The sequence below is a fragment of the Methylobacterium sp. AC315 genome (genome assembly GCF_979253755.1).
The window spans coordinates 40,897-59,330 of the sequence record NZ_CEEDEA010000022.1 but is presented as its reverse complement, the minus strand read 5'-3'; the positions used below and the strand labels follow the sequence as shown (position 1 = coordinate 59,330).

At 73.1% G+C, this 18,434-nt stretch carries 19 protein-coding genes and 2 riboswitches; of the genes, 9 read left to right on the top strand and 10 right to left on the bottom strand.

The features are described 5' to 3' along the window. Positions 1–641: 641 nt before the first annotated feature. The 6 genes from AC0IY0_RS24500 to AC0IY0_RS24475 all read right to left on the bottom strand — a co-directional run bounded on the left by AC0IY0_RS24500 (position 642) and on the right by AC0IY0_RS24475 (position 8,300). Positions 642–2,333 (bottom strand): DEAD/DEAH box helicase, encoded by a 1,692-nt coding sequence (locus tag AC0IY0_RS24500; RefSeq protein WP_471765903.1) that lies wholly within the window; start codon positions 2,331–2,333, stop codon positions 642–644. A 286-nt stretch (positions 2,334–2,619) separates the two neighbouring features. Next, positions 2,620–3,387 carry a precorrin-6A synthase (deacetylating) gene (gene cobF, locus AC0IY0_RS24495; protein ID WP_471765901.1) on the bottom strand — a complete coding sequence of 256 codons (768 nt, stop codon included), beginning with the start codon at positions 3,385–3,387 and terminating at the stop codon, positions 2,620–2,622. 48 nt (positions 3,388–3,435) lie between these two features. Next, positions 3,436–4,365 carry an ornithine cyclodeaminase family protein gene (locus tag AC0IY0_RS24490; RefSeq protein ID WP_471765900.1) on the bottom strand — a complete coding sequence of 310 codons (930 nt, stop codon included), beginning with the start codon at positions 4,363–4,365 and terminating at the stop codon, positions 3,436–3,438. 146 nt (positions 4,366–4,511) lie between these two features. Beyond that, complete coding sequence (locus AC0IY0_RS24485) at positions 4,512–5,633, bottom strand: DSD1 family PLP-dependent enzyme (RefSeq protein ID WP_471765899.1); 1,122 nt, start codon at positions 5,631–5,633, stop codon at positions 4,512–4,514. Positions 5,634–5,687: 54 nt separating this feature from the next. Next, complete coding sequence (locus tag AC0IY0_RS24480) at positions 5,688–6,821, bottom strand: pyridoxal-phosphate dependent enzyme (RefSeq protein ID WP_147910505.1); 1,134 nt, start codon at positions 6,819–6,821, stop codon at positions 5,688–5,690. A gap of 204 nt (positions 6,822–7,025) precedes the next feature. Then, a complete protein-coding gene (locus AC0IY0_RS24475) occupies positions 7,026–8,300 on the bottom strand; it encodes a D-amino acid dehydrogenase (protein ID WP_471765897.1) in 1,275 nt (424 codons plus the stop codon). Between the two features lie 68 nt (positions 8,301–8,368). Then, a riboswitch (glycine riboswitch) is annotated at positions 8,369–8,481 on the bottom strand. 3 nt (positions 8,482–8,484) lie between these two features. Beyond that, positions 8,485–8,588, bottom strand: a riboswitch (glycine riboswitch). A gap of 146 nt (positions 8,589–8,734) precedes the next feature. On the opposite strand from AC0IY0_RS24475, the gene AC0IY0_RS24470 reads away from it, so the two are divergent. Beyond that, the gene (locus tag AC0IY0_RS24470; protein ID WP_147910501.1) at positions 8,735–9,070 is read left to right on the top strand and encodes a hypothetical protein; all 336 of its coding nucleotides are present in this window, start codon (positions 8,735–8,737) and stop codon (positions 9,068–9,070) included. Between the two features lie 64 nt (positions 9,071–9,134). On the opposite strand, the gene AC0IY0_RS24465 is transcribed toward AC0IY0_RS24470, so the two are convergent. Then, positions 9,135–9,473 (bottom strand): carboxymuconolactone decarboxylase family protein, encoded by a 339-nt coding sequence (locus AC0IY0_RS24465; RefSeq protein WP_147941209.1) that lies wholly within the window; start codon positions 9,471–9,473, stop codon positions 9,135–9,137. Between the two features lie 342 nt (positions 9,474–9,815). On the opposite strand from AC0IY0_RS24465, the gene AC0IY0_RS24460 reads away from it, so the two are divergent. Continuing rightward, positions 9,816–10,265, top strand: coding sequence for a GFA family protein (locus AC0IY0_RS24460; protein ID WP_461231447.1), 450 nt, complete (start codon positions 9,816–9,818; stop codon positions 10,263–10,265). Here the strand turns inward: AC0IY0_RS24460 and AC0IY0_RS24455 are convergent. After that, entirely contained in the window at positions 10,249–10,383 is a 135-nt protein-coding gene (locus tag AC0IY0_RS24455) for a hypothetical protein (protein ID WP_281407109.1), read from the bottom strand. The genes AC0IY0_RS24460 and AC0IY0_RS24455 overlap by 17 nt on opposite strands. A gap of 362 nt (positions 10,384–10,745) precedes the next feature. On the opposite strand from AC0IY0_RS24455, the gene AC0IY0_RS24450 reads away from it, so the two are divergent. Both AC0IY0_RS24450 and AC0IY0_RS24445 read left to right on the top strand, forming a co-directional pair. Then, positions 10,746–10,997, top strand: coding sequence for a hypothetical protein (locus tag AC0IY0_RS24450; protein WP_147941208.1), 252 nt, complete (start codon positions 10,746–10,748; stop codon positions 10,995–10,997). A 79-nt stretch (positions 10,998–11,076) separates the two neighbouring features. Then, a complete protein-coding gene (locus AC0IY0_RS24445; RefSeq protein ID WP_147957808.1) occupies positions 11,077–11,682 on the top strand; it encodes a glutathione S-transferase in 606 nt (201 codons plus the stop codon). A 64-nt stretch (positions 11,683–11,746) separates the two neighbouring features. Here the strand turns inward: AC0IY0_RS24445 and AC0IY0_RS24440 are convergent, their stop codons facing one another. After that, positions 11,747–12,214 (bottom strand): DoxX family membrane protein, encoded by a 468-nt coding sequence (locus AC0IY0_RS24440; RefSeq protein ID WP_147910808.1) that lies wholly within the window; start codon positions 12,212–12,214, stop codon positions 11,747–11,749. Between the two features lie 190 nt (positions 12,215–12,404). Beyond that, positions 12,405–13,589, bottom strand: coding sequence for an acetylornithine deacetylase (gene argE, locus AC0IY0_RS24435; RefSeq protein WP_471765895.1), 1,185 nt, complete (start codon positions 13,587–13,589; stop codon positions 12,405–12,407). A gap of 165 nt (positions 13,590–13,754) precedes the next feature. On the opposite strand from argE, the gene AC0IY0_RS24430 reads away from it, so the two are divergent. From AC0IY0_RS24430 to AC0IY0_RS24410, 5 genes are all read left to right on the top strand, one after another. Continuing rightward, positions 13,755–14,072: a hypothetical protein gene (locus AC0IY0_RS24430; RefSeq protein WP_147910810.1), complete on the top strand. Its 318-nt coding sequence runs from the start codon at positions 13,755–13,757 to the stop codon at positions 14,070–14,072. A gap of 93 nt (positions 14,073–14,165) precedes the next feature. Beyond that, a complete protein-coding gene (locus AC0IY0_RS24425; protein WP_471765893.1) occupies positions 14,166–14,612 on the top strand; it encodes a GlcG/HbpS family heme-binding protein in 447 nt (148 codons plus the stop codon). Between the two features lie 65 nt (positions 14,613–14,677). Next, on the top strand, positions 14,678–15,544 hold the full coding sequence (locus AC0IY0_RS24420) for an alpha/beta hydrolase (RefSeq protein WP_147910812.1): 867 nt from the start codon (positions 14,678–14,680) through the stop codon (positions 15,542–15,544). Positions 15,545–15,885: 341 nt separating this feature from the next. After that, positions 15,886–17,688 carry a sensor histidine kinase gene (locus AC0IY0_RS24415; RefSeq protein ID WP_471765891.1) on the top strand — a complete coding sequence of 601 codons (1,803 nt, stop codon included), beginning with the start codon at positions 15,886–15,888 and terminating at the stop codon, positions 17,686–17,688. A gap of 292 nt (positions 17,689–17,980) precedes the next feature. After that, entirely contained in the window at positions 17,981–18,289 is a 309-nt protein-coding gene (locus AC0IY0_RS24410) for a hypothetical protein (protein ID WP_147910802.1), read from the top strand. Positions 18,290–18,434 lie beyond the last annotated feature (145 nt).

Genomic DNA, 18,434 nt, shown 5'->3' with positions numbered 1-18,434 from the left:
GACGGGCCGTTCCGCGCTGATGCGGCCGCGCGGGTCTCCGGCGCGACGACACGCGCCGGGCCGCTTCATCCAGGCGGCGGATTCGCCGCGGCGCCGGTGCCACCGGAGCGGCACACGGTCGGCGGCCTCAGAGGCCCGGCGGGGCCGCGTGGCGCCCAACCCCGTCGGCTCAGAGACCGCCAGATCGAGGACGCGCGTCCCAGGACGTCCAAGGCCAACGACCAAGACCAAACTGCCAAAACCAACTCGCGAGGCGCCCTCACAAGGCCGGCAGACGGCACGGTTCAGGGGCCGTCACCGTGATGGTGAGGCCCAGGCTCGGACTGGATCGGCCCCACCCGGAGCAGCCCCGGCAGCCCCATCCAGAGTTCGCATAAGATATATTATGGAACCAACATCGTCGGGACGGTCGGGTGAGGGGGTCTGGCATGCCAGATGGCCGGGCCAGCGGCCGGCTGAGCACGCCTCGATCGCCGGCTCCGTCCTCTCGGTACCGACGGCGGCCGGCCCAGCAGCCGGGAGCGCGGCTGACCGGCGTCGGATCGGCGAGATCCGGGTGAGGGCGGTCCGGGGAACCTGCATGAAGCGCCCTCCCCGCGCCCGCGCCTTGCCCTTGCCTCGCCCTTGCCCTTGCCGCGGCGTCACGCGGCGCGCCCGGCGAGCCGGCTCTGGTCGGCGAAGATCCGGCCGTCCTGGGCGCGGCACTCGATCTGGTCCGACAGCCGGCCCGGCCGGATCCGGATCGCCGCCGGCCGGGCCAGGGCCTCGGCCCGCTCCAGGAAGCCGGCGGCATCCAACGGCGCGTCGCGGCCGCCGCCGAGCCCGCGCCACCACAGCACCGCCTTCTCCCGCTCGTAGCCGCTGCGCCCGGGCCGCAGACGCACCCGCCAGTCGGCCGCGGCACCGCCGTCCCGCCAGCCGAGCACGAGATCGAGCCCGTCCGGGGCCGCCTCCAGGGTCAGGTCCGTCACCGGATGCCACGGCGCATCCGCCTCCGGGGCAGGGCCGGCGGGCTCCGAGGCCGGCACGATCCCGGCCGACAGGATCGGCAATTCGTCTTCGGCCGCGGCGTCGTGCAGGGCGGCCGGGTCGGCCTCGTCCTCCGGCTCGGTCCAGCAGGCCTCGCACGTGGAGGCGTTCAGGGCGATCAGGGCGCCGCAGCCGGGGCAGGGCTTGGCGCGCAGCCCCCCTGCCCCGCCGAGCACCTGGGCGGCGCTGAGGGCCGTCACGGAATCCACCGGCCCGTGCATCCGCACCAGGCCGGCATAGTCGAGGATCAGCGCGTCGGCCTTGCCGGGGGCGCGGCGCAGCGCCCGGCCGACCTGCTGCACGTAGAGGCCGGTGCTGCGGGTCGGGCGCAGCAGCGCCACGAGGTCGACCTCCGGGGCGTTGAAGCCGGTGCCGAGCACGCCCACCGAGGTCAGGCAGCGGATCTTGCCCGCCCGGAACGCCGCCACGATCCGGTCGCGCTCCCGGCGGGGGGTCTCCCCCGAGACCGTCTCGCAGGAATACCCCTCGGCCCGCACCGCGTCGCGCACGGCGTCCGCGTGGGCGAGGCCGGCGCAGAAGGCGAGCCAGGCCCGGCGCCCGCTCCCGTATTCCGCCAGCTCCGCCACGGCGGCCCGGGTGATCCAGTCGCGGTTGACCGCCGCCTCCAGCTCGGCCGGGATGTAGTCGCCCCCGCGCCGGCCGACCCCGGAGACGTCGAGCTGGGTGAGCGTCGCCTTGGACACGAGCGGCGCCAGGAAGCCCCGGCGGATCAGGTCGCCGGTATCGGCCTCGTAGGCGATCCCGGAAAACAGGCGGCCCTCCCCTGCGTCGAGGCGGCCGGAATCGAGCCGGTAGGGGGTCGCGGTGAAGCCCGCCACCCGCATCCGGGGGGCGAGCGCCTGCAGGCCGGCCAGGAACCGGCCGTAGCGGGTGTGGGCGGCCCGCGGGATCAGGTGCGCCTCGTCGACGATCACGAGGTCGCGCGGGCCCACCGCGTCGAGCCGGTCCGCCACGGACTGGATGCCGCAGACCAGGACCTGCGCGCCGGCCTCCCGGCGCCCGAGCCCGGCGGAGAAGATGCCGGCCGGCGCCTCCGGCCAGTAGCGGGTCAACTCCGAAAAGTTCTGGGCCACGAGTTCGCGGCTGTGGGTGACGATCGCTACCCGGGCGAGGGGGTTTTGTGTGACCGCCTCCCGGGCGAGGGCGGCGATGACCAGGGCCTTGCCGGCCCCGGTGGGCAGCACGACCAGATGGCCGGGCGCCGCCGCGTCGCCCCCTCCCCGCCCCCAGGCGGCCGCGAGCGCGTCGAGGCTGGCGCGCTGGTAGTCCCGCAAGCGCAGCATGGCGGCGGGTCTAGCCGGGTCGGGCCGTCTTGTCCGTGGCGGCGGGGTCACGCAAGGGGGTCGGCGTTCTCGCGGGGCGTGTTCGACCCGGGTCCTCCCATCCTCCCCCTCATCCTGAGGCGGCGAAGCGAAGCGGAGACCTCGAAGGAGGGCTCCAGCCAGCCGCGCGATCCCTGGAGGGCTCCTTCGACGCCGCTGCGCGGCACCTCAGGATGACGGACGGAATTGGGATATTCGCGCGCAGCGCAGCACCGGGGCCGGGGCCGGGGCGCGCAGCCTCTCTCGCTCAGAGCCGTCGTAACAAATAAATATCCATGATCCAGCCGTGCCGCGCCCGGGCCTGCGCGCGGACCCGCCGGATCTCGGCGCCGACCGTGCCGAGGCGGCCGGAGACCAGGATCTCGTCCGGGCTGCCGAGATAGGCGCCCCAGTAGATCGTCAACTCCGGGTCGAGGCCGGCGAAGCTCGGATCGCCGTCGAGCATCACCACGACGCTGTCGGCCCCGTCATCCGCCCCTCCGGGCCAGCCCGCCGCGAGGCGGCGCCCGGTGGTGATCAGCACCGGGCCGCCGATGGCGTTGAGCGGCACGCCGTGGCGGGCGGCCAGGACCTGAACGCTCGAGAGACCGGGGATCACGGCGCAGCGCAGGGCGAGGCGCCCGCGCGCCGCGATGCGGTCGAGGATCCGCAGGCTGCTGTCGTAGAGGGCCGGATCGCCCCAGACCAGGATCGCCCCGATCTGCCCGGATTCGAGCTCCGCCGCGAACGCCGCCTCCAGCCGCTCGGCCCGGGCCGCGTGCCAGGCCTCGACCGTGGCGCCGTAATCGGCCGGGCGGCGCTCCCGGGGCGGATCCTCGACGGTGACGACCCGGTGGGGTCTTGAGATGTGGGCGGCGCAGATCCGCTTGCGGATCTCCACCAGGTCGGCGGTCTCGGCGCGCTTGTCGAGCACGAACACCGCATCGACATCGGAGAGTGCCCGCACCGCCTGGAGGGTCAGGTGCTCGGGATCGCCCGTGCCGATGCCGATGACCCGGATCTGCCTGTCCTGCATGCTGCGCTGTCCTCCGCCGGGGCGGGGGAGGGCCGGCGTCGGCGTCCCCTACCCGCGCCCGCCCGCTTTGGCGAGGATCGCCCGGGCGATGGTCAGGTCCTGGAGGGCGATGCCGGAGGAATCGAACACCGTGATCGCCTCGGGGTCGGTCCGGGCCCCCTGCCCGCTCCCCAGCACGGCGCCGATCGCCCGCAGTTCCGCCGCCGCGGGGGCGTGCTGGAACTCGCCGATGATGCGCGACTGCTCGGGCAGGTCGCAATAGAGGGCCGCCCGCTCGAGCAGGGCCGGGGGCAGCTCCTGCTTGCCCTTGGCATCCGCCCCCATGGCGGCGACATGGGTGCCGGGGCGGACCCAATCGGCCTCGAACAGAGGCGCCCGGGCCGGCGTCGCCGTGACGATCACGTCGGCGGCCCGGCAGGCCTCCTGCGCCGAGGCCGCCCGCACCTCGACCGCGGCCCCCTGCCCCCGCAGGCGCTCGGCAAACCCCGCGACCTTGTCGTGATCCCGCGCCACCACCAGCACGGTCCGGATCGGCAGGATCCGGGCCAAGGCCGCGCATTCGAATTCCGCCTGGTTGCCGGCCCCGAACACGGCGAGCACCGCCGAATCCGGCCGGGCCAGGACGCTGGCCGCCACCGCGTCGGCGGCGGCGGTGCGGTAGGCGTTGACGCGGCCGGCCTCGATCACCGTGTCGACCCGGCCGACATCCTGGTCGAACAGCAGGATCACCGAATTGTGCCGCGGCAGGCCCCGGTCCGGGTTGCCCGGCCAGAACGAGCCGACCTTCAGGCCGGCATAGTCGGCGGTCGACCCCGACTTGATCGAGAACCGGTTGGCCGGCTCCGAGCCGTGCCCCAGCACCGCCGGGAACAGGGTGGTGCCGGGCGCGACCGCGGCGATCAGCGCCTCCCGGGCCGCCGCGAACGCCAGGGCGTGATCGACCAGGGCGGCGGATTCCTCTTCCGAGATGAAGCGCATGACGTGAAGACCTCCAAAGTCATGGTTTCAAAAGGTCTGCGACCTTTTGCGGGTGCAGGGCAGCGCCCTGCTGTGATGAATCAGGGCTCCGCCCTGCACCCGCCAAAGGGCTCGCCCTTTGGGAACCCGTTACGGCACAGCCCCCGTCACAACGTCATGCCGCGGGCGGTGACCGGCCAGACCGCCTCGACCCGGCCGTCCCGCACCCCGACATACCAGTCGTAGACGTTGACGGTCGGGTCGCAATGGCCCGGGATCAGCTTCAGGCGGTCGTTGAGCTTGAGCACGTTGCCGGGATCGCTGATCACCCCGTGCTCGTCCGAGCACTTGACGTATTCCACGTCGGTCCGGCCGAACACCAGGGGCAGGCCGCTGTCGATGCTCTGGGCCTTCAGGCCGGCGTCGCAGATCGCGACATCGGCCTTGGCCTTGCTCATGATCGAGGTGACGATGAACAGGCTGTTCTCGAAGTCGCCGATCGGCTGGCCGCTCGCGTCCTTCACCCGCTGGTAGTCGGCGTCCATGAAGACGTAGGAGCCGCATTGCAGCTCGTTGTAGACGCCGCTGCCGCCCTCCAGGGCGAAGCTGCCGGTGCCCGCCCCCGCGACGATGTCGCAGGCGAGCCCCTCGGCCTTCAGCAGGTCGACGGTGCGCTTCGTGTCGTCGATCGCCGTCTGGATCAGGGCCTTGCGCTCGTCGTAGTCGCGCACGTGCTGCGCCCGGCCCTGATAGGCCTGCAGCCCGGCGAACTTCAGCCCGGGCGCGGCGGCGATTTTCTTCGCAATCGCCACCGCGGGCTCGCCCGGGGCGACGCCGCAGCGGCCGGCGCCGACATCGATCTCCACCAGGGCCTCGAGGGTGACGCCGTACGCGACCGCCGCCGCCGACAGGGCGTCGACATTGCCGAGGTCGTCGACGCAGACCAGCACCCGCGCCCGCTTCGCGAGGGCGGCCAGGCGCTCGATCTTCTGGGGCGCGACCACTTGGTTCGACACCAGCACGTCGCGGATGCCGGCGCTCACCAGGGCCTCGGCCTCGCTGACCTTCTGGCAGCAGACCCCGCATGCCCCGCCCCGCTCGATCTGCACGGTCGCGATGTCGGAGGACTTGTGCGTCTTGGCGTGGGCGCGGTGGCGCAGGCCGTTCTCCTTCATGAAGCGGCCGAGCTTGTCGACGTTGCGCTCGAAGGCGTCGAGATCGACCATCAGGCAGGGGGTGTCGATCGCATCCACCGGCATGCCGACGCGGGCGGGAATATTGTTGCGCATGGGTTTTTCCTCCTGGTCGTCGCGTGTTTATGGCGTCGTGGTCACGTCAGCGGCTCACGGGGCGAGACCCAAAAGCTCGGCGATGCGCGGCGTCGCCTTGATGCCGGTGCCGGTGAGCACCGCCACGACGGTCTCGTCGGGCCCGATCGCGCCGCTGGCGGTCAGGTCGGTCAGCGCCGCCGCCGCCATCGCGCAGGTCGGCTCGACGTAGAGGCCGGACCGGGCGAGCTCCATCAGCGCCGCCTCGATCGCCGGCTCGGACACCGCCACGGTGCCGCCGCCGGACCGGCGGAGCGCCGCCAGCACCGCCCGGCCGCGCACCGGCTGGGCGATGGAGGCGCCCTCGGCCAGAGTCGGGCCCGGGGTCACCGGCACGAAATCCTCGGCCTCGGCCTGGAAGCCGGCATGCAGGGGCGCGCACCGGGCCGGCTGCACCGCGTAGAGGCGGGGCAGCCGGGCGATGGCGCCCCGGCGCAGCAGCTCCGAGAAGCCGATGTCGCAGCCAAGCACGTTGCTGCCCGCCCCGCACGGGATGATCACCGCGTCGGGGGCGGAAAAACCCAGATCCTCCCACAGCTCGTAGGCCAGCGTCTTGGTGCCCTGGAGGAAATGCGCCTGCCAGTTGTGGCTGGCGTAGAAGATCGTGTCGGCCTGCCGGATGGCCGCGTCCGCGGTGTCCTGGCGGGTGCCCGGGATCAGTTCGACCTCGGCGCCGGCGGCGCGCATCTGCACGGTCTTGGCCGGCGAGGTCGAGGCCGGGACCAGGATCTTGGCCCGCATCCCGGCCGCGGCCGCGTAGGTCGCCACCGCGGCGCCGCCGTTGCCGGACGAATCCTCCAGCACCGCGTCGATGCCCTGCTGGCGCAGGATCGACAGCATCACGGAGGCGCCGCGATCCTTGAAGCTGCCCGAGGGGGCGAACCATTCGAGCTTGAAATGGGCGTGCCGCCCCCGCCAGGGCCGGCGCACCAGCGGCGTGCAGCCCTCGCCCAGCGAGACCGGATCCTTGACCGCCACCGGCAGCGCCGCACCGTACCGCCAGAGCGAGCGCTGGCCGGTGTCGATCTGCCCCCGGTCGATCCCGGGCAGCGGCGAGATCATCAGCGGACCGCCCGAATCGCCGCGCCAGCGCGGGACCTCGATCGGATAGGAGGCCCCGGTGGCGGGGTCGATATAGGCAGGCGGCATATCGGGAGCAGGCATGCGCATCACGGCTCGGGGATCCGGGGCGGCTCGGGTAGTGTATACATAATAATCCGGCTTGGCACGTCGGCCGTGGGACGTCCGGGATCCTGACGGGTGCGGCGCGGAGCCCCCCACCCCCATCGGGGCTCCGCCCTGATCACCCGCCAGAGGGCTGGCCCTTTGGGAGCCCCGGACCTCGACGCCGCATCAGGCGGCGAGCGGCAGGCCCGCGGCCTCCGGGGCGTGCTCGGCGGCCACCGCCTCGGCGACGAGTTCGGCGGTGGCGCCCGAGAGGGTCCAGCCGAGATGGCCGTGGCCGGTGTTGTAGAACACGCCGGGCCGGCGGCCGCGCCCGACCTTGGGCAGCATGTTCGGCAGCATCGGCCGCAGGCCGCTCCAGGCCACCACCCGGTCGGTGTCGACCAGCGGGAACTGCTCCCGGGTCCAGTCGATCAGCGGCTGCACCCGGTCGTGCCGGATGTCGCGGTTGAAGCCGTTGAACTCGGCGGTGCCGGCGACCCGCAGGCGCGCGTCGCCGAGCCGGCTGGTGACGATCTTGGCCGCCTCGTCGAGGATGCTGACCTCCGGGGCCGCAGCTTGCGCCTCCGGGGTCAGCAGGTTCACGGTGATCGAGTAGCCCTTCACCGGGTAGACGTTGACCCGGTCGCCGAGCATCGCGGCGAAGCGCCGGCTGGCGCAGCCCGCGCAGATCACCACCGCGTCGGCGCGCAGGGCCTGCGGGGCGCCGGCCGGGCGGTCCGCCAGCTGATCGGTTCTGCGCCAGCCGATGGCGTAGCCCCCCGCCCCGGCCGCGATCGTCTCGACGCTGGCGTCGTGGACGAAGCGGACGCCCCTGCGGGCGCAGGCGGCCGCCAGGCCCCGGGTGAACTTGTGGATGTCGCCGGTGGCGTCCGAGGGCGTGAAGAAGCCGCCCGCGTAGGATCCGGCGAGCGTCGGCTCGATCGCCCGGATCTCCTCCGGGGTCACGGCGTCGCGCTCGAGCCCGCCCTCCCGCAGCAGGGCGTTGACGGCGTGCGCCTTCTCGAAGCTCGCCCGGTCCCGGTAGAAATGCAGGATGCCGCGGGTTTTGAGGTCGAAGTCGATGCCCTCGGCCTCGGCCATGGCGAACAGGGCGGTGCGCGCCTTGAGCGCCAGCCGCACGGTCTCCACGGTGTTCTGCCGGTAATGGGCGATCTCGCGCATGAACTCCGCCATCCAGGACAGCTTGTGCCAGGACGGGGCCGGGTTCATCAGCAGCGGCGCGTCGCGGCGCATCATCCACTGGACGCCGTGGAGCACGGTGGAGAGCTTGTTCCAGACCTCGGCGTTGCAGGCCGAGAGCTGGCCGCCGTTGGCGAAGGAGGTCTCCATGGCGGCGTAGCGCTGCCGGTCGAGGACGGTGACGTCGTAGCCGCGCCGGGCGAGCGCGTAGGCGGTGGTCACGCCGGTGATGCCGGCGCCGATGATGGCGATGTGGGTCATGATGGGGTCTCCGGGACGTGCGGACGCGATGAGGCCTTCCCTCGCGGGTCGGCCGGTTTTCGCGCCCCATCTGTCCCGGTGCCTGAGAGTTTGATCCGGCCGGCCCTGGCGAGGCTGGCGCGGACGTCCCCTTCGGCGGGTGCCCACGGACCGAAACGATCCGCTGCACCGCTCTCCAGATCGCCCTGACGACACGGTTCCGGTGCCTGAGAGTTTCCGGGGCGGTTGCTCCGTCGGCGCCGGGCCCCCCTCTGGTGGGTGAATCCCGGTCTCTCCCGCATCGTCGCGATGGGCTGAGGATTCGTTACCCCGATTCGCCGGCCCGGGTGAAGGCCGGCGCAATCGCCCGGACGGACAGCGCGGCCGCGCTGTCACCCGGCGGGAGCGAACCCGGCGCTGGCCGGTTGACCGCTCGAAACGTGGGGAGACGCCCGATGCTGACCAGGACCGCGATCTACGAGGGCACGGTGCGCGACGGCCAGGACGATGCGTTCTTCCGCCGGGTCCGGGACGAGCTGGAGCCGTTCTGGCGGCGCTTCCCGGGGGTCACAGCGGTGCGGGTGCAGCGCCTGGTCTCCAAGGATGCCGACGCGCGGCCGATCGCCATGATCCTGGAGATGGATTTTCCCGATCAGGCGGCGCTCGACGCCTGCCTGGCCTCGTCGATCCGGCCGGAATCCCACGCCGCCACCGAGGCGGTGATGCAGATGTTCGACGGCCGGTTCTATCACCTCGTGAGCGAGGCCCGCAGCCTCGACGTGGCGGGATAGGGCGCGCGACGGCCGGGTCCGGGGTGCCCCGCGGCAGCGCGGGGGCACCCCGGTCGCGGGCCGCTCAGCCCGGATCGCGCGTGAAGGCGTCGAAGGCCCGGGCGCTGTAGACCAACGCCGCGCCGGCATTCAGCGCGACGGCGACGCCCAGCGCCTCGACCATCTCCTCCTGGGTCGCGCCGGCCTTCCGGGCGGCGTCGGTGTGGAAGGCGATGCAGCCGTCGCACCGGGTCGTCACCGCCACCGCGAGGGCGATGAGCTCCCGGGTCTTGGCGTCGAGCTGCGGCACCTTCGGCTGGGCCGAGGCCAGCTTATCGTGGGCGTGCAGCAGGTCCGGGCTGATCTGGCCCATCTGACCCAGCGTGGCCATCAGCTCGCCCCGGTAACCGTTCCAATTCTCCATCTCGGCGTTCCTCCGAACGCGGCTCTCTCGGGAGCCGTTGCCGCAGCGGCACCGCCCGTGCCACCTACCAACTAGTAGGTATTCAAGAAACGCCGGGATGGCAATTCGAGTCCCCGCCCTCGGAAAACCCGGAAGCGCGGAAAACCCGGAAGCGCGGAAAACCTGGCAGCGCAGCTTGGATCGGGGGTCCCCGCGTGCATTTTCCTCACGCGACGCGCGCGCTTTTCAGGGATTGTCCGGCCCGGATCCCGGGGCTACCCCCGGCGCGACGGCGAGGGCGGTCGCCGGAGGCAGGCGCCCGGCCGGACCGGGCCCGGCGGCGATCGGAACAGGACAGGCGCCATGACTGACCAAGTCACCGACCAAGCCACCAGCCGGGCCACCATCCGGTCCGGCCAGTGCCATTGCGGCACGGTGCGCTTCCGGGCGACCCTCGGCGACGGATTCGATTCGATCCGCCGCTGCACCTGCTCCTACTGCCGGATGCGCGGCGCCGTCGTCGCCATGGCGGAGGCCGGCGGGGTCGAGATCCTGGCGGGCGCGGAGGCTCTGACCCGCTACCGCTTCCACACCGGGACGGCGGAGCACTTCTTCTGCTCCCGCTGCGGGATCTACACCCACCACCAGCGGCGCTCGAACCAAAACCTCTACGCCGTGAACGTGGCCTGCCTCGACGGGGTCAGCCCGTTCGACTTCCCCGCGGTGCCGGTCATGGACGGGGTCAACCACACCAGCGACACCGGCCAGCCGACCCGCCGGGCCGGCACGCTGCGGTTCATCCCGGCGGCGTAAAGGGCTCCCGCGCGGCCGGCAGCCCGGCCGCGCGGGCGTCGATCGCCAGCCACAGCGGCAATTCCGCGAGGCCGAGCCCGGCCCAGGCGGCGGCCGCGCAGGATCCCGATGCAGTCATGCGCCGCCAGCGCGCCGAAATCCTCCGGAGGCCCCTGCCCTGCCCCTGGCCCTAGCTCTGGCCCTAGCTCTGGCCCTAGCTCTGGCCCTAGCTCTGGCCCTGGCTCTGGCCCTGGCTCTGGCCCCCTGGCCCTGGCGGCACGCTCCAGGGCAGCCCGCGCGCTCCCCGGAAGGCCGGCTCGCGGCCTCGGTTGAGCCGAAACGGCTCGAGACGAGAATGAGATCTGTAATTAAAAAAATAGATCGAATTTAAACCATGCTTTCAAGCATAACGATCGGCAAATAGAGATTAAAACATACATCAATGCCTTTTTTCCGGGCCTCACCCAAGAGGGGAGACCCTTATCGAAGACAGGCGGCACGATGGCACGATGGATCCCCGGGGCGGCGGTGTTCGGCCTGCTGTGCCTGATGATCATCCCGGCCCCCGGGATCTGGGGCGTCGTGATCGGCGCCGTCTGCGTGCTCGCGATCATCGGCAGCCTGTCCCTGCTCCTGCTGGACCGGCTCGCCACCGGCATCCTCGTCTGGCGGGCGCACCGGCAGTCCAAGCGCCAGGGCCGGGTGCGGGGCCGGGTGGTGCATGCCGGCTCCGGGATGTCCCGGAAGGTCTGACGGGGCTGGATTCCGGCGGGCAGCGATGCGAGGTCTGCGTGGCATGACCAGATGCGTCGCCACGAACCGGGACGGTCCGATGAAGCTCCTCTACTCCCCCGCCTCCCCGTATGCCCGTAAGGTGCTGGTGCTGGCCCACGAGACCGGGCTGATCGACAGGATCGCCGTCACCGTCGCCGGAGCCTCCCCGACCGGTCCCTCCCCCGAGGTCGCCGCCCACAACCCGCTCGGCAAGATCCCGGCCCTCGTCCTGGAGGACGGCACCGTCCTCTACGACAGCCGGGTGATCTGCGAGTATCTCGACGGCCTGTCGGCCGGTCCGCGCCTGTTCCCCGAGGGTCCGGCGCGCTGGGACGCGCTCACCCGGCAGGCGCTCGCCGACGGCCTGCTCGATGCCGCCCTGCTCACCCGCTACGAGCGGGTCCTACGCCCGGAGGCGCAGCGCTGGGCGGCCTGGGAGGCCGGGCAGGTGGCCAAGATCACGGCCGCGCTGGACCGGTTCGAGACCCTGGTCGCCGACATGCCGGCGCTCGATATCGGCACGGTCGCACTGGCCTGCGCGGTCGGCTACCTCGACCTGCGCTTCCCCGACCTCGCCTGGCGCGACGGCCGCCCCGCCACCGCCGCCTGGTACGCGGTGTTCGAGGGCCGGCCCTCGATGGTCGCCACCGTACCGCAGGGCTGACGTCTCGGGGCTGCGCGCCCCAGTACCCCGCCAAAGGGCCATGGGTCCTTTGGGATCCCGGATCTTATGGCCGGGCCTGGACCGCGTAGGGGTGCGACGAGGCGAGCGGGTCGGCGAAGAAATCCTGGACCGTCCCGGCGCCCGTCCCGAAGGTGATCAGCAAAAAACCTCCGGCCAGCGCAAAATTCTTCAAGAAGTCCCAGAACAACGCGCGGCCCTCGCCGCCTGCCCAGAAGTCGCCGGGCGCCCAGAACTGTTTCCACAGCAGCGCGGTGACGCCGCAATAGCCGGCGAGCACGAAGGCCGCCGCCCGGTCGGCGGTGCCGGTCAGGACGCACAGCGACATCCCGATCTCGACGCAGAGCCCGATCAGGATCAGCAGGGTCGCCGGCCCGGTGGCATGCACCGCCTGCCGGGCCTGGCCGACCGCGCCCTTGAAGTTGAGAATCTTGTCGAGGGCGCTGAACGGCAGGAACAGCAGCACCAGGAGCAGGCGGACGCCGAACGCGATCGCGACGCTGAGGCTGGCCATGCGCTTCTCGCCGATTCCCGATCCGGCCTCGCGGCCCGCCGCCCATCCAAACCGCGAGCGGCGCAAAGGTTTCTCGTTCGTGGCGGGCGTTTCTTCGCAGGACGCCACGACGGGCGGCCGGACCGCCGCAGACGTCGCGGACGCTTCGCAGCCTCTTCGCGTCGAAGACCGCGCCAGACTGCGAAGTCTGTCAGGCCCGGCAGTCCCGGATCAGCCGCCGGACGAAGTCCGCGCAGGCCGCGAGCTCGTCCCGGGTCACGTATTCGTCGGCCTTGTGGGCCCGGCCGATCGATCCCGGGCCGATCACCACCGCCGGCACGCCGCCCAGCCGCTCGAACAGCCCGCCCTCCGTGCCGTAGGAGACCTTGCCGTGCCCGTTGCGCCCGGCCAGCCGCTTGGCGCGCGTCACGATCTCCGCCTCCGGGTCGGTGTCGAGGCCGGGATAGTCGATCAGCGGCTCGACATCGACGCCGCAGGCCGGGTCCGTCTCCCGCATCAGCGGCGCCAGGGTGTCGGTGGCGTAGGCGATCGCGGCCGCCGCCAGCGCCCCGGCATCGTCGGCCCCGATCGCCCGGTACTCGAACTCCACGCTGCAGCTGTCGGGCACGATGTTGAGCGCCGAGCCGCCCCGGACCACGCTCGACAGGCCGGTGGTGTGGGGCACGTCGTAGAGCGGATCGCGGGCGCCGTCCCGGGCGATCGCCTCCGCGGACAGCCGGACATGCTCGATGAAGCGGGCGGCGTATTCCACCGCGTTGACGCCCGCCGGCGCCAGGGCCGAGTGGCTGGCCTTGCCCCGAAAGGTGAGGCGGGAGGCGGACTTGCCCTTGTGCCCGACCACCACGTCCATGCCGGTGGGCTCGCCGACGAAGCAGCCCAGCGGGCGCGGTCCCCGCTCCAGCATCCGGGCGATCAGCGGGCGCACCCCGAGGCAGCCGACCTCCTCGTCGTACGAGATCGCGAGGTGGAGCGGGGTCGCGAGCTCCGCCGCCGCCATCTCGGGCAGCAGCGCGAGGCAGACCGCGAGAAACCCCTTCATGTCGGAGGTGCCGCGCCCGTAGAGCCGGCCCGCCTCCTCCCGCAGGACGAACGGGTCCGACGACCAGGGCTGGCCCTCGACCGGCACCACGTCGCTGTGGCCGGAGAGCACGTAGCCCGGTCGCGTCTCGAACGGGCCGACGCTCACGAGCAGGGCCGCCTTCGCCCCGGTGGCGTCGGGCACGCGCGCGACCGCGGCGCCGTGGTGGCGGCAATAGCCGTCCGCCCAGTCGATCAGCGGCAGGTTCGAGCGGGCGCTCACCGTGTCGAAGGCCACGAGGGTCTTGAGCAGCGCGACCGGATCCTGCGCGGGGGCGTTCTGGGCGGGGATCGGCATCGGGCGGCTCGCATCGTCTCGGGTGAGGGCATCCTAAAGGGTTTTCGCGGATTCCGGACCCGCGAAAACCGCCCTGCCCCCGGGATCGTCCCGGAACCGGAGGCCCGCAGCGGCGTAGGCGGCGGAGACAGCGCCGTCGCGCTCCGCACAGCCCGAGCCCACACCATGCGCCCCGCGCCCGCCCCGATCCGCGCGGCCCTGCTGCCGGCGGCGCTGCTTCTGACGATCACCCCGGCCGAGGCCCGCCCGCGGCCGAGGGAACCGCACCACCGGGCGGCGTCCGATCTGCGGGCGGCGTCCGACATGGACATGACGCTGGCCCGCATGGCCGCGCGCGACCGGCTCCGGGGCTGGCGGGTCTGGCAGCAACCGCGCCCCCCGGGGCGTGCCCTGCCCCCGGCCAGCCGGGAGCGGGTCGCGGCCCCACCGTTCACCGGCTGGGGCTACGGCGATACGATCCCGGGGGCCGGGCCCGGTTTCTAGAACCAATCCTGGCTTCGACGCGCGCTGACGCCGAACCGCCGCCCCCGCCCCTCCACGGGGTGCCGCCGAGAAGACCGCTTGCGAGGATCCGCGATGCCCGCCATCACCCGCCCCGCCGCCCGGCTCACCCACGCGGCGGCCCTCATCGCGCTCCAGGCGGCCGTCGCCCACGCGGAGGCGATCGGGGTGCCGGAGGTCGTTGCCGTGGTCGATGCCGACGGCAACCTGCTCGCCTTCCTGCGCATGGACGGCGCCAAGCTGCTGTCCCGGGAGAGCGCGCTGGCCAAGGCGGTCACCGCCGCCTCGAACGGTGCGCCCACCGGCGGGCTCGCCGCCAACCTCGCCGTGACGGTCGGCCTCGCCACCGGCGGGCGGCTGACCAACCTGCCCGGCGGCCTGCCGATCGTGATCGACGGCGCCTGCCTGGGCGGCATCGGGGTCGGGTCCGGCGCCAGCGACCAGGACGTGGCGGTGGCCCGCGCCGCCCTGCGGGCGATCGGCGCGCAGGATCACGGCACCGCTCCCGGCACTACTCCCTGAACCCGGCCTCGACCCGGGTCGGGCGGGCTGGCATGGTGTGGCAGGAGGTTGGGAGACAACCCACGATGGCTCTGACGTTCCGCCTGGACGATCCGACCCAAGCCGACCCGCGCCGCCGCTGGGCCGAGCTCGACCGGGACGCGCGCAGCGCCTGCTACGACAACACCCGCGCGGTCGCCGACAGCGCCGCCCAGGTGGCCGCCCGCGACGCCGCCTCGGCCGCCTACCGGGCCAGGCATCCGGCCGGCCTCGACATCCCGTACGGAACCGGCCCCCGCAACGCCCTCGACCTCTACCCGGCCCGCGACGCCTCGGCGCCCGGCCTGGTCTTCCTCCACGGCGGCTACTGGCAGCGGGGTGCCCGCGAGCTGTTCGCCTGCTTCGCCGAGGGGCCGAACGCCGCCGGCTGGTCGGTGGCGATGGTCGGCTATACCCTCGCCCCGGAGGCGAGCCTGACCCGGATCGCGGCCGAGATCGGCGCGGCGCTGGACTGGATCGGCGCGCACGGCCCCGCGCACGGGATCGGCGGCCCCCTGGTCCTGGCGGGCTGGTCGGCGGGCGGGCTGCTGACCGCGCTCCAGCTCGGTCATCCGGCGATCGCCGCGGGGCTCGCGATCTCGGGGGTCTACGACCTCGCGCCGATCCGCCAGACCACCCTCGACGACAAGCTCAACCTCACGGAGGCGGAAGTCGAGGCGTTGTCGCCCCTGCGCCGTCCGGTGGTGGGCAAGCCGCTCTGCCTCGCCTACGGGAGCCGCGAGCTGCCGGCCCTGATCCACGACGCCCGCAACCTGCACGCCCTGCGGGCCGCGGCCCACGCGCCGGGTCCCCTGCTGCCGGTGCCGGGCGCCGAGCATTTCTCGGTTCTGGGCGAGCTGCGCCGGCCGGACGGGATCCTGGTGCGGGCCGCGCACGCGCTGCTCGGGGGCTGAGGCTCGGCGACGGGGCGTCGCGTGCGGTCGCGCAAGGTCGCGCAAGGTCGCGCAAGGTCGCGCAAGGTCGCGCAAGGTAGCGCACGAAAGGCCGCGGTGCACGGATGCATCGCCGCAACATGCAGTTGCACGAACCGCGGCTCAGGTCGCGATACGGTCTTGCTGAGCCCTCCCGCGCGTGCTGAGACGGGCGGGCAGGGACGCGACCCGCCTCGACCCGGGGGGACCGACCGGGCCGGGGGAAGCGGATGCGAGCGGTCGCCCGGTCGGGCCCTGCAGCGGCGTCGGGATCGCAAGCCAGTCCCGGAGGCTTGGCCGATTCCGGCCGCCGGACACCCAAGGTGCCGCGGCTGCGTCTCGCGCTGGCCCTGGGCTTCGGGACGCTCGGGTTCCTCGCCGCCCTGGCGCTGGCCATCCTGGTGAGCCGCGAGGCGACGCGCCGGCTGGAGGCCGAGGTCGGCGGCCAGCTCGCCGAGATCGCCGGACAGATGGCGCGCAGCCTCGATCTCGGCATGTTCGAGCGCTGGCGCGACATCCAGATCGCGGCCACCTCAGACAGCCTGCGCGATCCCGGGGCCGGGACCGACGCCAAGCGCGCCGTGATGCGGCGCCTCCAGGAGACCTACCCGGCCTACTCGATCATCGGGCTGATCGACCCGGACGGGCGGGTCGCAGTCACCAGCATCGGCGCGCTGGAGGGGGCGGACGTCTCCGGCCGCACCTATTTCCAGGCGGCCCGCGAGCGGCCGTTCGTGGGGGACGTGCACCCGGCCAAGCTTCTGCAGGCCGTGCTGGCGCCCGCGGCCCGCGATCCGGCGATCCACGAGCCGGTCATCCACGAGCCTCTACGCCTCCTCGACCTCGCCGCCCCGGTCAGGGACCCGGACGGGCGCCTCCTCGGGGTGCTGGCCGCGCATCTCGACTGGGTCTGGGCGCGCGATATGGCGCGCACCCTCGAAGGCTCGCTCCGGAGCCATCGCGGCGGCGCCGAGATCCTGATCCTGTCCCACGACGGCACCGTGCTGCTCGGACCGCCGCCCCTCCAGGGCAACCGCCTGCCCGAGACCGTGCTGTCCGGCGGGCGCGCCCTCGACCCGCAGGGCACGAGCCGGGTCGGACCCTGGCCCGACGCCGCCGCCGGGTATCTCAGCGCGAGCGCGCGCACGAACGGCGAGCGCGATTATCCCGGCCTCGGCTGGCGGGTCGTGGTGCGCCAGAGCGCGGACCGGGCCCTGGCCTCGGTGGCGGCCCTGCGCTGGAACATCCTGGCCGCGGGCAGCGCCGTGGCCCTCGCCGCGGCCGTCCTCGCGTGGCTGCTCGCCGGCCTGATCGCCCGGCCGCTGCGGGATCTGGCCGCGGCCGCCGGGGCGCTGGGCCGCGACGGGCCCCTGCCGCCGCTGCCCCGGGCGATCGTGCGCGAGGGCGCGATGATCGCGGACGCCCTCACCGGGGCGGCGGACGAGCTCGCCCGGCGCGGGGAGGCCCAGCGCCTCCTGATCGACGAGTTGAACCACCGGGTGAAGAACACCCTGGCCACCGTGCAGTCGATGGCGGCGCAGAGCCTGAAGGATCTCGGCGACGGGGCGGCGGCGGGGCGCGAGGCCTTCGAGGCCCGGCTGCTCAGCCTGTCCCGCGCCCACGACGTCCTGACCCGCGAGAGCTGGCTGAGCGCCGACCTGCGCGGGATCGCCGGCCAGGCCCTGCGTCCCTTCCAGGGGCCCGAGGCAGGGCGCATCGCCCTGGCCGGACCGGACCTGCGGCTGCCGCCCGAGATGGCGCTCGCGCTCACGATGATCCTGCACGAGGTGTGCACCAACGCGGTCAAGTACGGCGCCCTCTCGGTCCCGGCCGGGCGGGCGTCCTTGGGTTGGACCCTGGAGGCCTGCCCCGGCGGCGGCCGGACCCTGCGGATCGCCTGGCGCGAGCGCGGGGGCCCGCCGGTCGCCGCCCCGTCGCGGCGCGGCTTCGGCACCCGCCTGCTGGAGCGCGGCCTCGCCGGCCGCGACAGCGCCGCCCTGGCGTACGAGCCGGACGGCCTCGTCTACACCGCGACGGCGCCGCTGCCCGCCGGATTCCGGCCGGAATCCGGGTCCCCGCGGGATGACGACGGACCGGCCGTCGATATCCGGCACGGCGCGGGCTGATCCGGTCCCGCCGGGGCGCGCCCGCTCCCCACCTCCGGCCGTCGATCGCGGCCGACCTGCCGGGTTGCCACCGGTCCGATGGAGCGGTCGGTGCCGTTTAATCCATGGCCTCGACGACGCTTTATCGACGCCGTGCGATCCCGCACCAAGTATATCGCTGAAACGGATTAAATTTTACATTGATCGACTGTGCTCAACCGCACATCTACTTTGTTCGACTGCGGCTATGTTCGAGGCATCGGCTCAGGACGCGGTGTCCCGGCCAGCACGACGAGCACAGGCGGAGCCTCCCATGACGCGGAACCGAACACAGCGTTTCCTGGCCCTCGGCCTCCTGGCCGGTGCCCTTGCGCTGCCGATGGCGGCCCAGGCCGGCGAGGGCGGCAGCGGCAGCCGGCAGGTCGCCGGCGGCGGCCACATGAGTTCCTATGTCAGCGATCCGTCCCACGATCCGCGTTCGCTGCATTCGCAGCGCCTGGGCAGCGGCCAGCTCCTCGGCGCCCCGATGATGCATGACCGGGGCACCGCAACGGTCTCGCGTGGCAGCGTGGTCGATCCGCACTGGGCGTCCGGCCATGTGGAACGCCGCACCCGGCGCTGAGCAGGCCCCCGGGCCGCCCGGACCCCGGTCGGGCGGCCACCTTGCGATCTCCCCGTATCCGATCGGACGCCGCGCCGGGACGGTGCAGCGCCCAAGCTCCCGGGCGCCGATCCCTGTCCGAACCTCGTCCCGGCCCGATCTCCCA

Excerpts from the sequence above, each read along its gene's own strand:
- AC0IY0_RS24500 (WP_471765903.1), bottom strand. The coding sequence starts at position 2,333 with ATGCTGCGCTTGCGGGACTACCAGCGCGCCAGCCTCGACGCGCTCGCG.
- cobF (WP_471765901.1), bottom strand. The coding sequence starts at position 3,387 with ATGCAGGACAGGCAGATCCGGGTCATCGGCATCGGCACGGGCGATCCC.
- AC0IY0_RS24490 (WP_471765900.1), bottom strand. The coding sequence starts at position 4,365 with ATGCGCTTCATCTCGGAAGAGGAATCCGCCGCCCTGGTCGATCACGCC.
- AC0IY0_RS24485 (WP_471765899.1), bottom strand. The coding sequence starts at position 5,633 with ATGCGCAACAATATTCCCGCCCGCGTCGGCATGCCGGTGGATGCGATC.
- AC0IY0_RS24480 (WP_147910505.1), bottom strand. The coding sequence starts at position 6,821 with ATGCCGCCTGCCTATATCGACCCCGCCACCGGGGCCTCCTATCCGATC.
- AC0IY0_RS24475 (WP_471765897.1), bottom strand. The coding sequence starts at position 8,300 with ATGACCCACATCGCCATCATCGGCGCCGGCATCACCGGCGTGACCACC.
- AC0IY0_RS24470 (WP_147910501.1), top strand. The coding sequence starts at position 8,735 with ATGCTGACCAGGACCGCGATCTACGAGGGCACGGTGCGCGACGGCCAG.
- AC0IY0_RS24465 (WP_147941209.1), bottom strand. The coding sequence starts at position 9,473 with ATGGAGAATTGGAACGGTTACCGGGGCGAGCTGATGGCCACGCTGGGT.
- AC0IY0_RS24460 (WP_461231447.1), top strand. The coding sequence starts at position 9,816 with ATGACTGACCAAGTCACCGACCAAGCCACCAGCCGGGCCACCATCCGG.
- AC0IY0_RS24455 (WP_281407109.1), bottom strand. The coding sequence starts at position 10,383 with ATGACTGCATCGGGATCCTGCGCGGCCGCCGCCTGGGCCGGGCTCGGC.
- AC0IY0_RS24450 (WP_147941208.1), top strand. The coding sequence starts at position 10,746 with ATGGCACGATGGATCCCCGGGGCGGCGGTGTTCGGCCTGCTGTGCCTG.
- AC0IY0_RS24445 (WP_147957808.1), top strand. The coding sequence starts at position 11,077 with ATGAAGCTCCTCTACTCCCCCGCCTCCCCGTATGCCCGTAAGGTGCTG.
- AC0IY0_RS24440 (WP_147910808.1), bottom strand. The coding sequence starts at position 12,214 with ATGGCCAGCCTCAGCGTCGCGATCGCGTTCGGCGTCCGCCTGCTCCTG.
- argE (WP_471765895.1), bottom strand. The coding sequence starts at position 13,589 with ATGCCGATCCCCGCCCAGAACGCCCCCGCGCAGGATCCGGTCGCGCTG.
- AC0IY0_RS24430 (WP_147910810.1), top strand. The coding sequence starts at position 13,755 with ATGCGCCCCGCGCCCGCCCCGATCCGCGCGGCCCTGCTGCCGGCGGCG.
- AC0IY0_RS24425 (WP_471765893.1), top strand. The coding sequence starts at position 14,166 with ATGCCCGCCATCACCCGCCCCGCCGCCCGGCTCACCCACGCGGCGGCC.
- AC0IY0_RS24420 (WP_147910812.1), top strand. The coding sequence starts at position 14,678 with ATGGCTCTGACGTTCCGCCTGGACGATCCGACCCAAGCCGACCCGCGC.
- AC0IY0_RS24410 (WP_147910802.1), top strand. The coding sequence starts at position 17,981 with ATGACGCGGAACCGAACACAGCGTTTCCTGGCCCTCGGCCTCCTGGCC.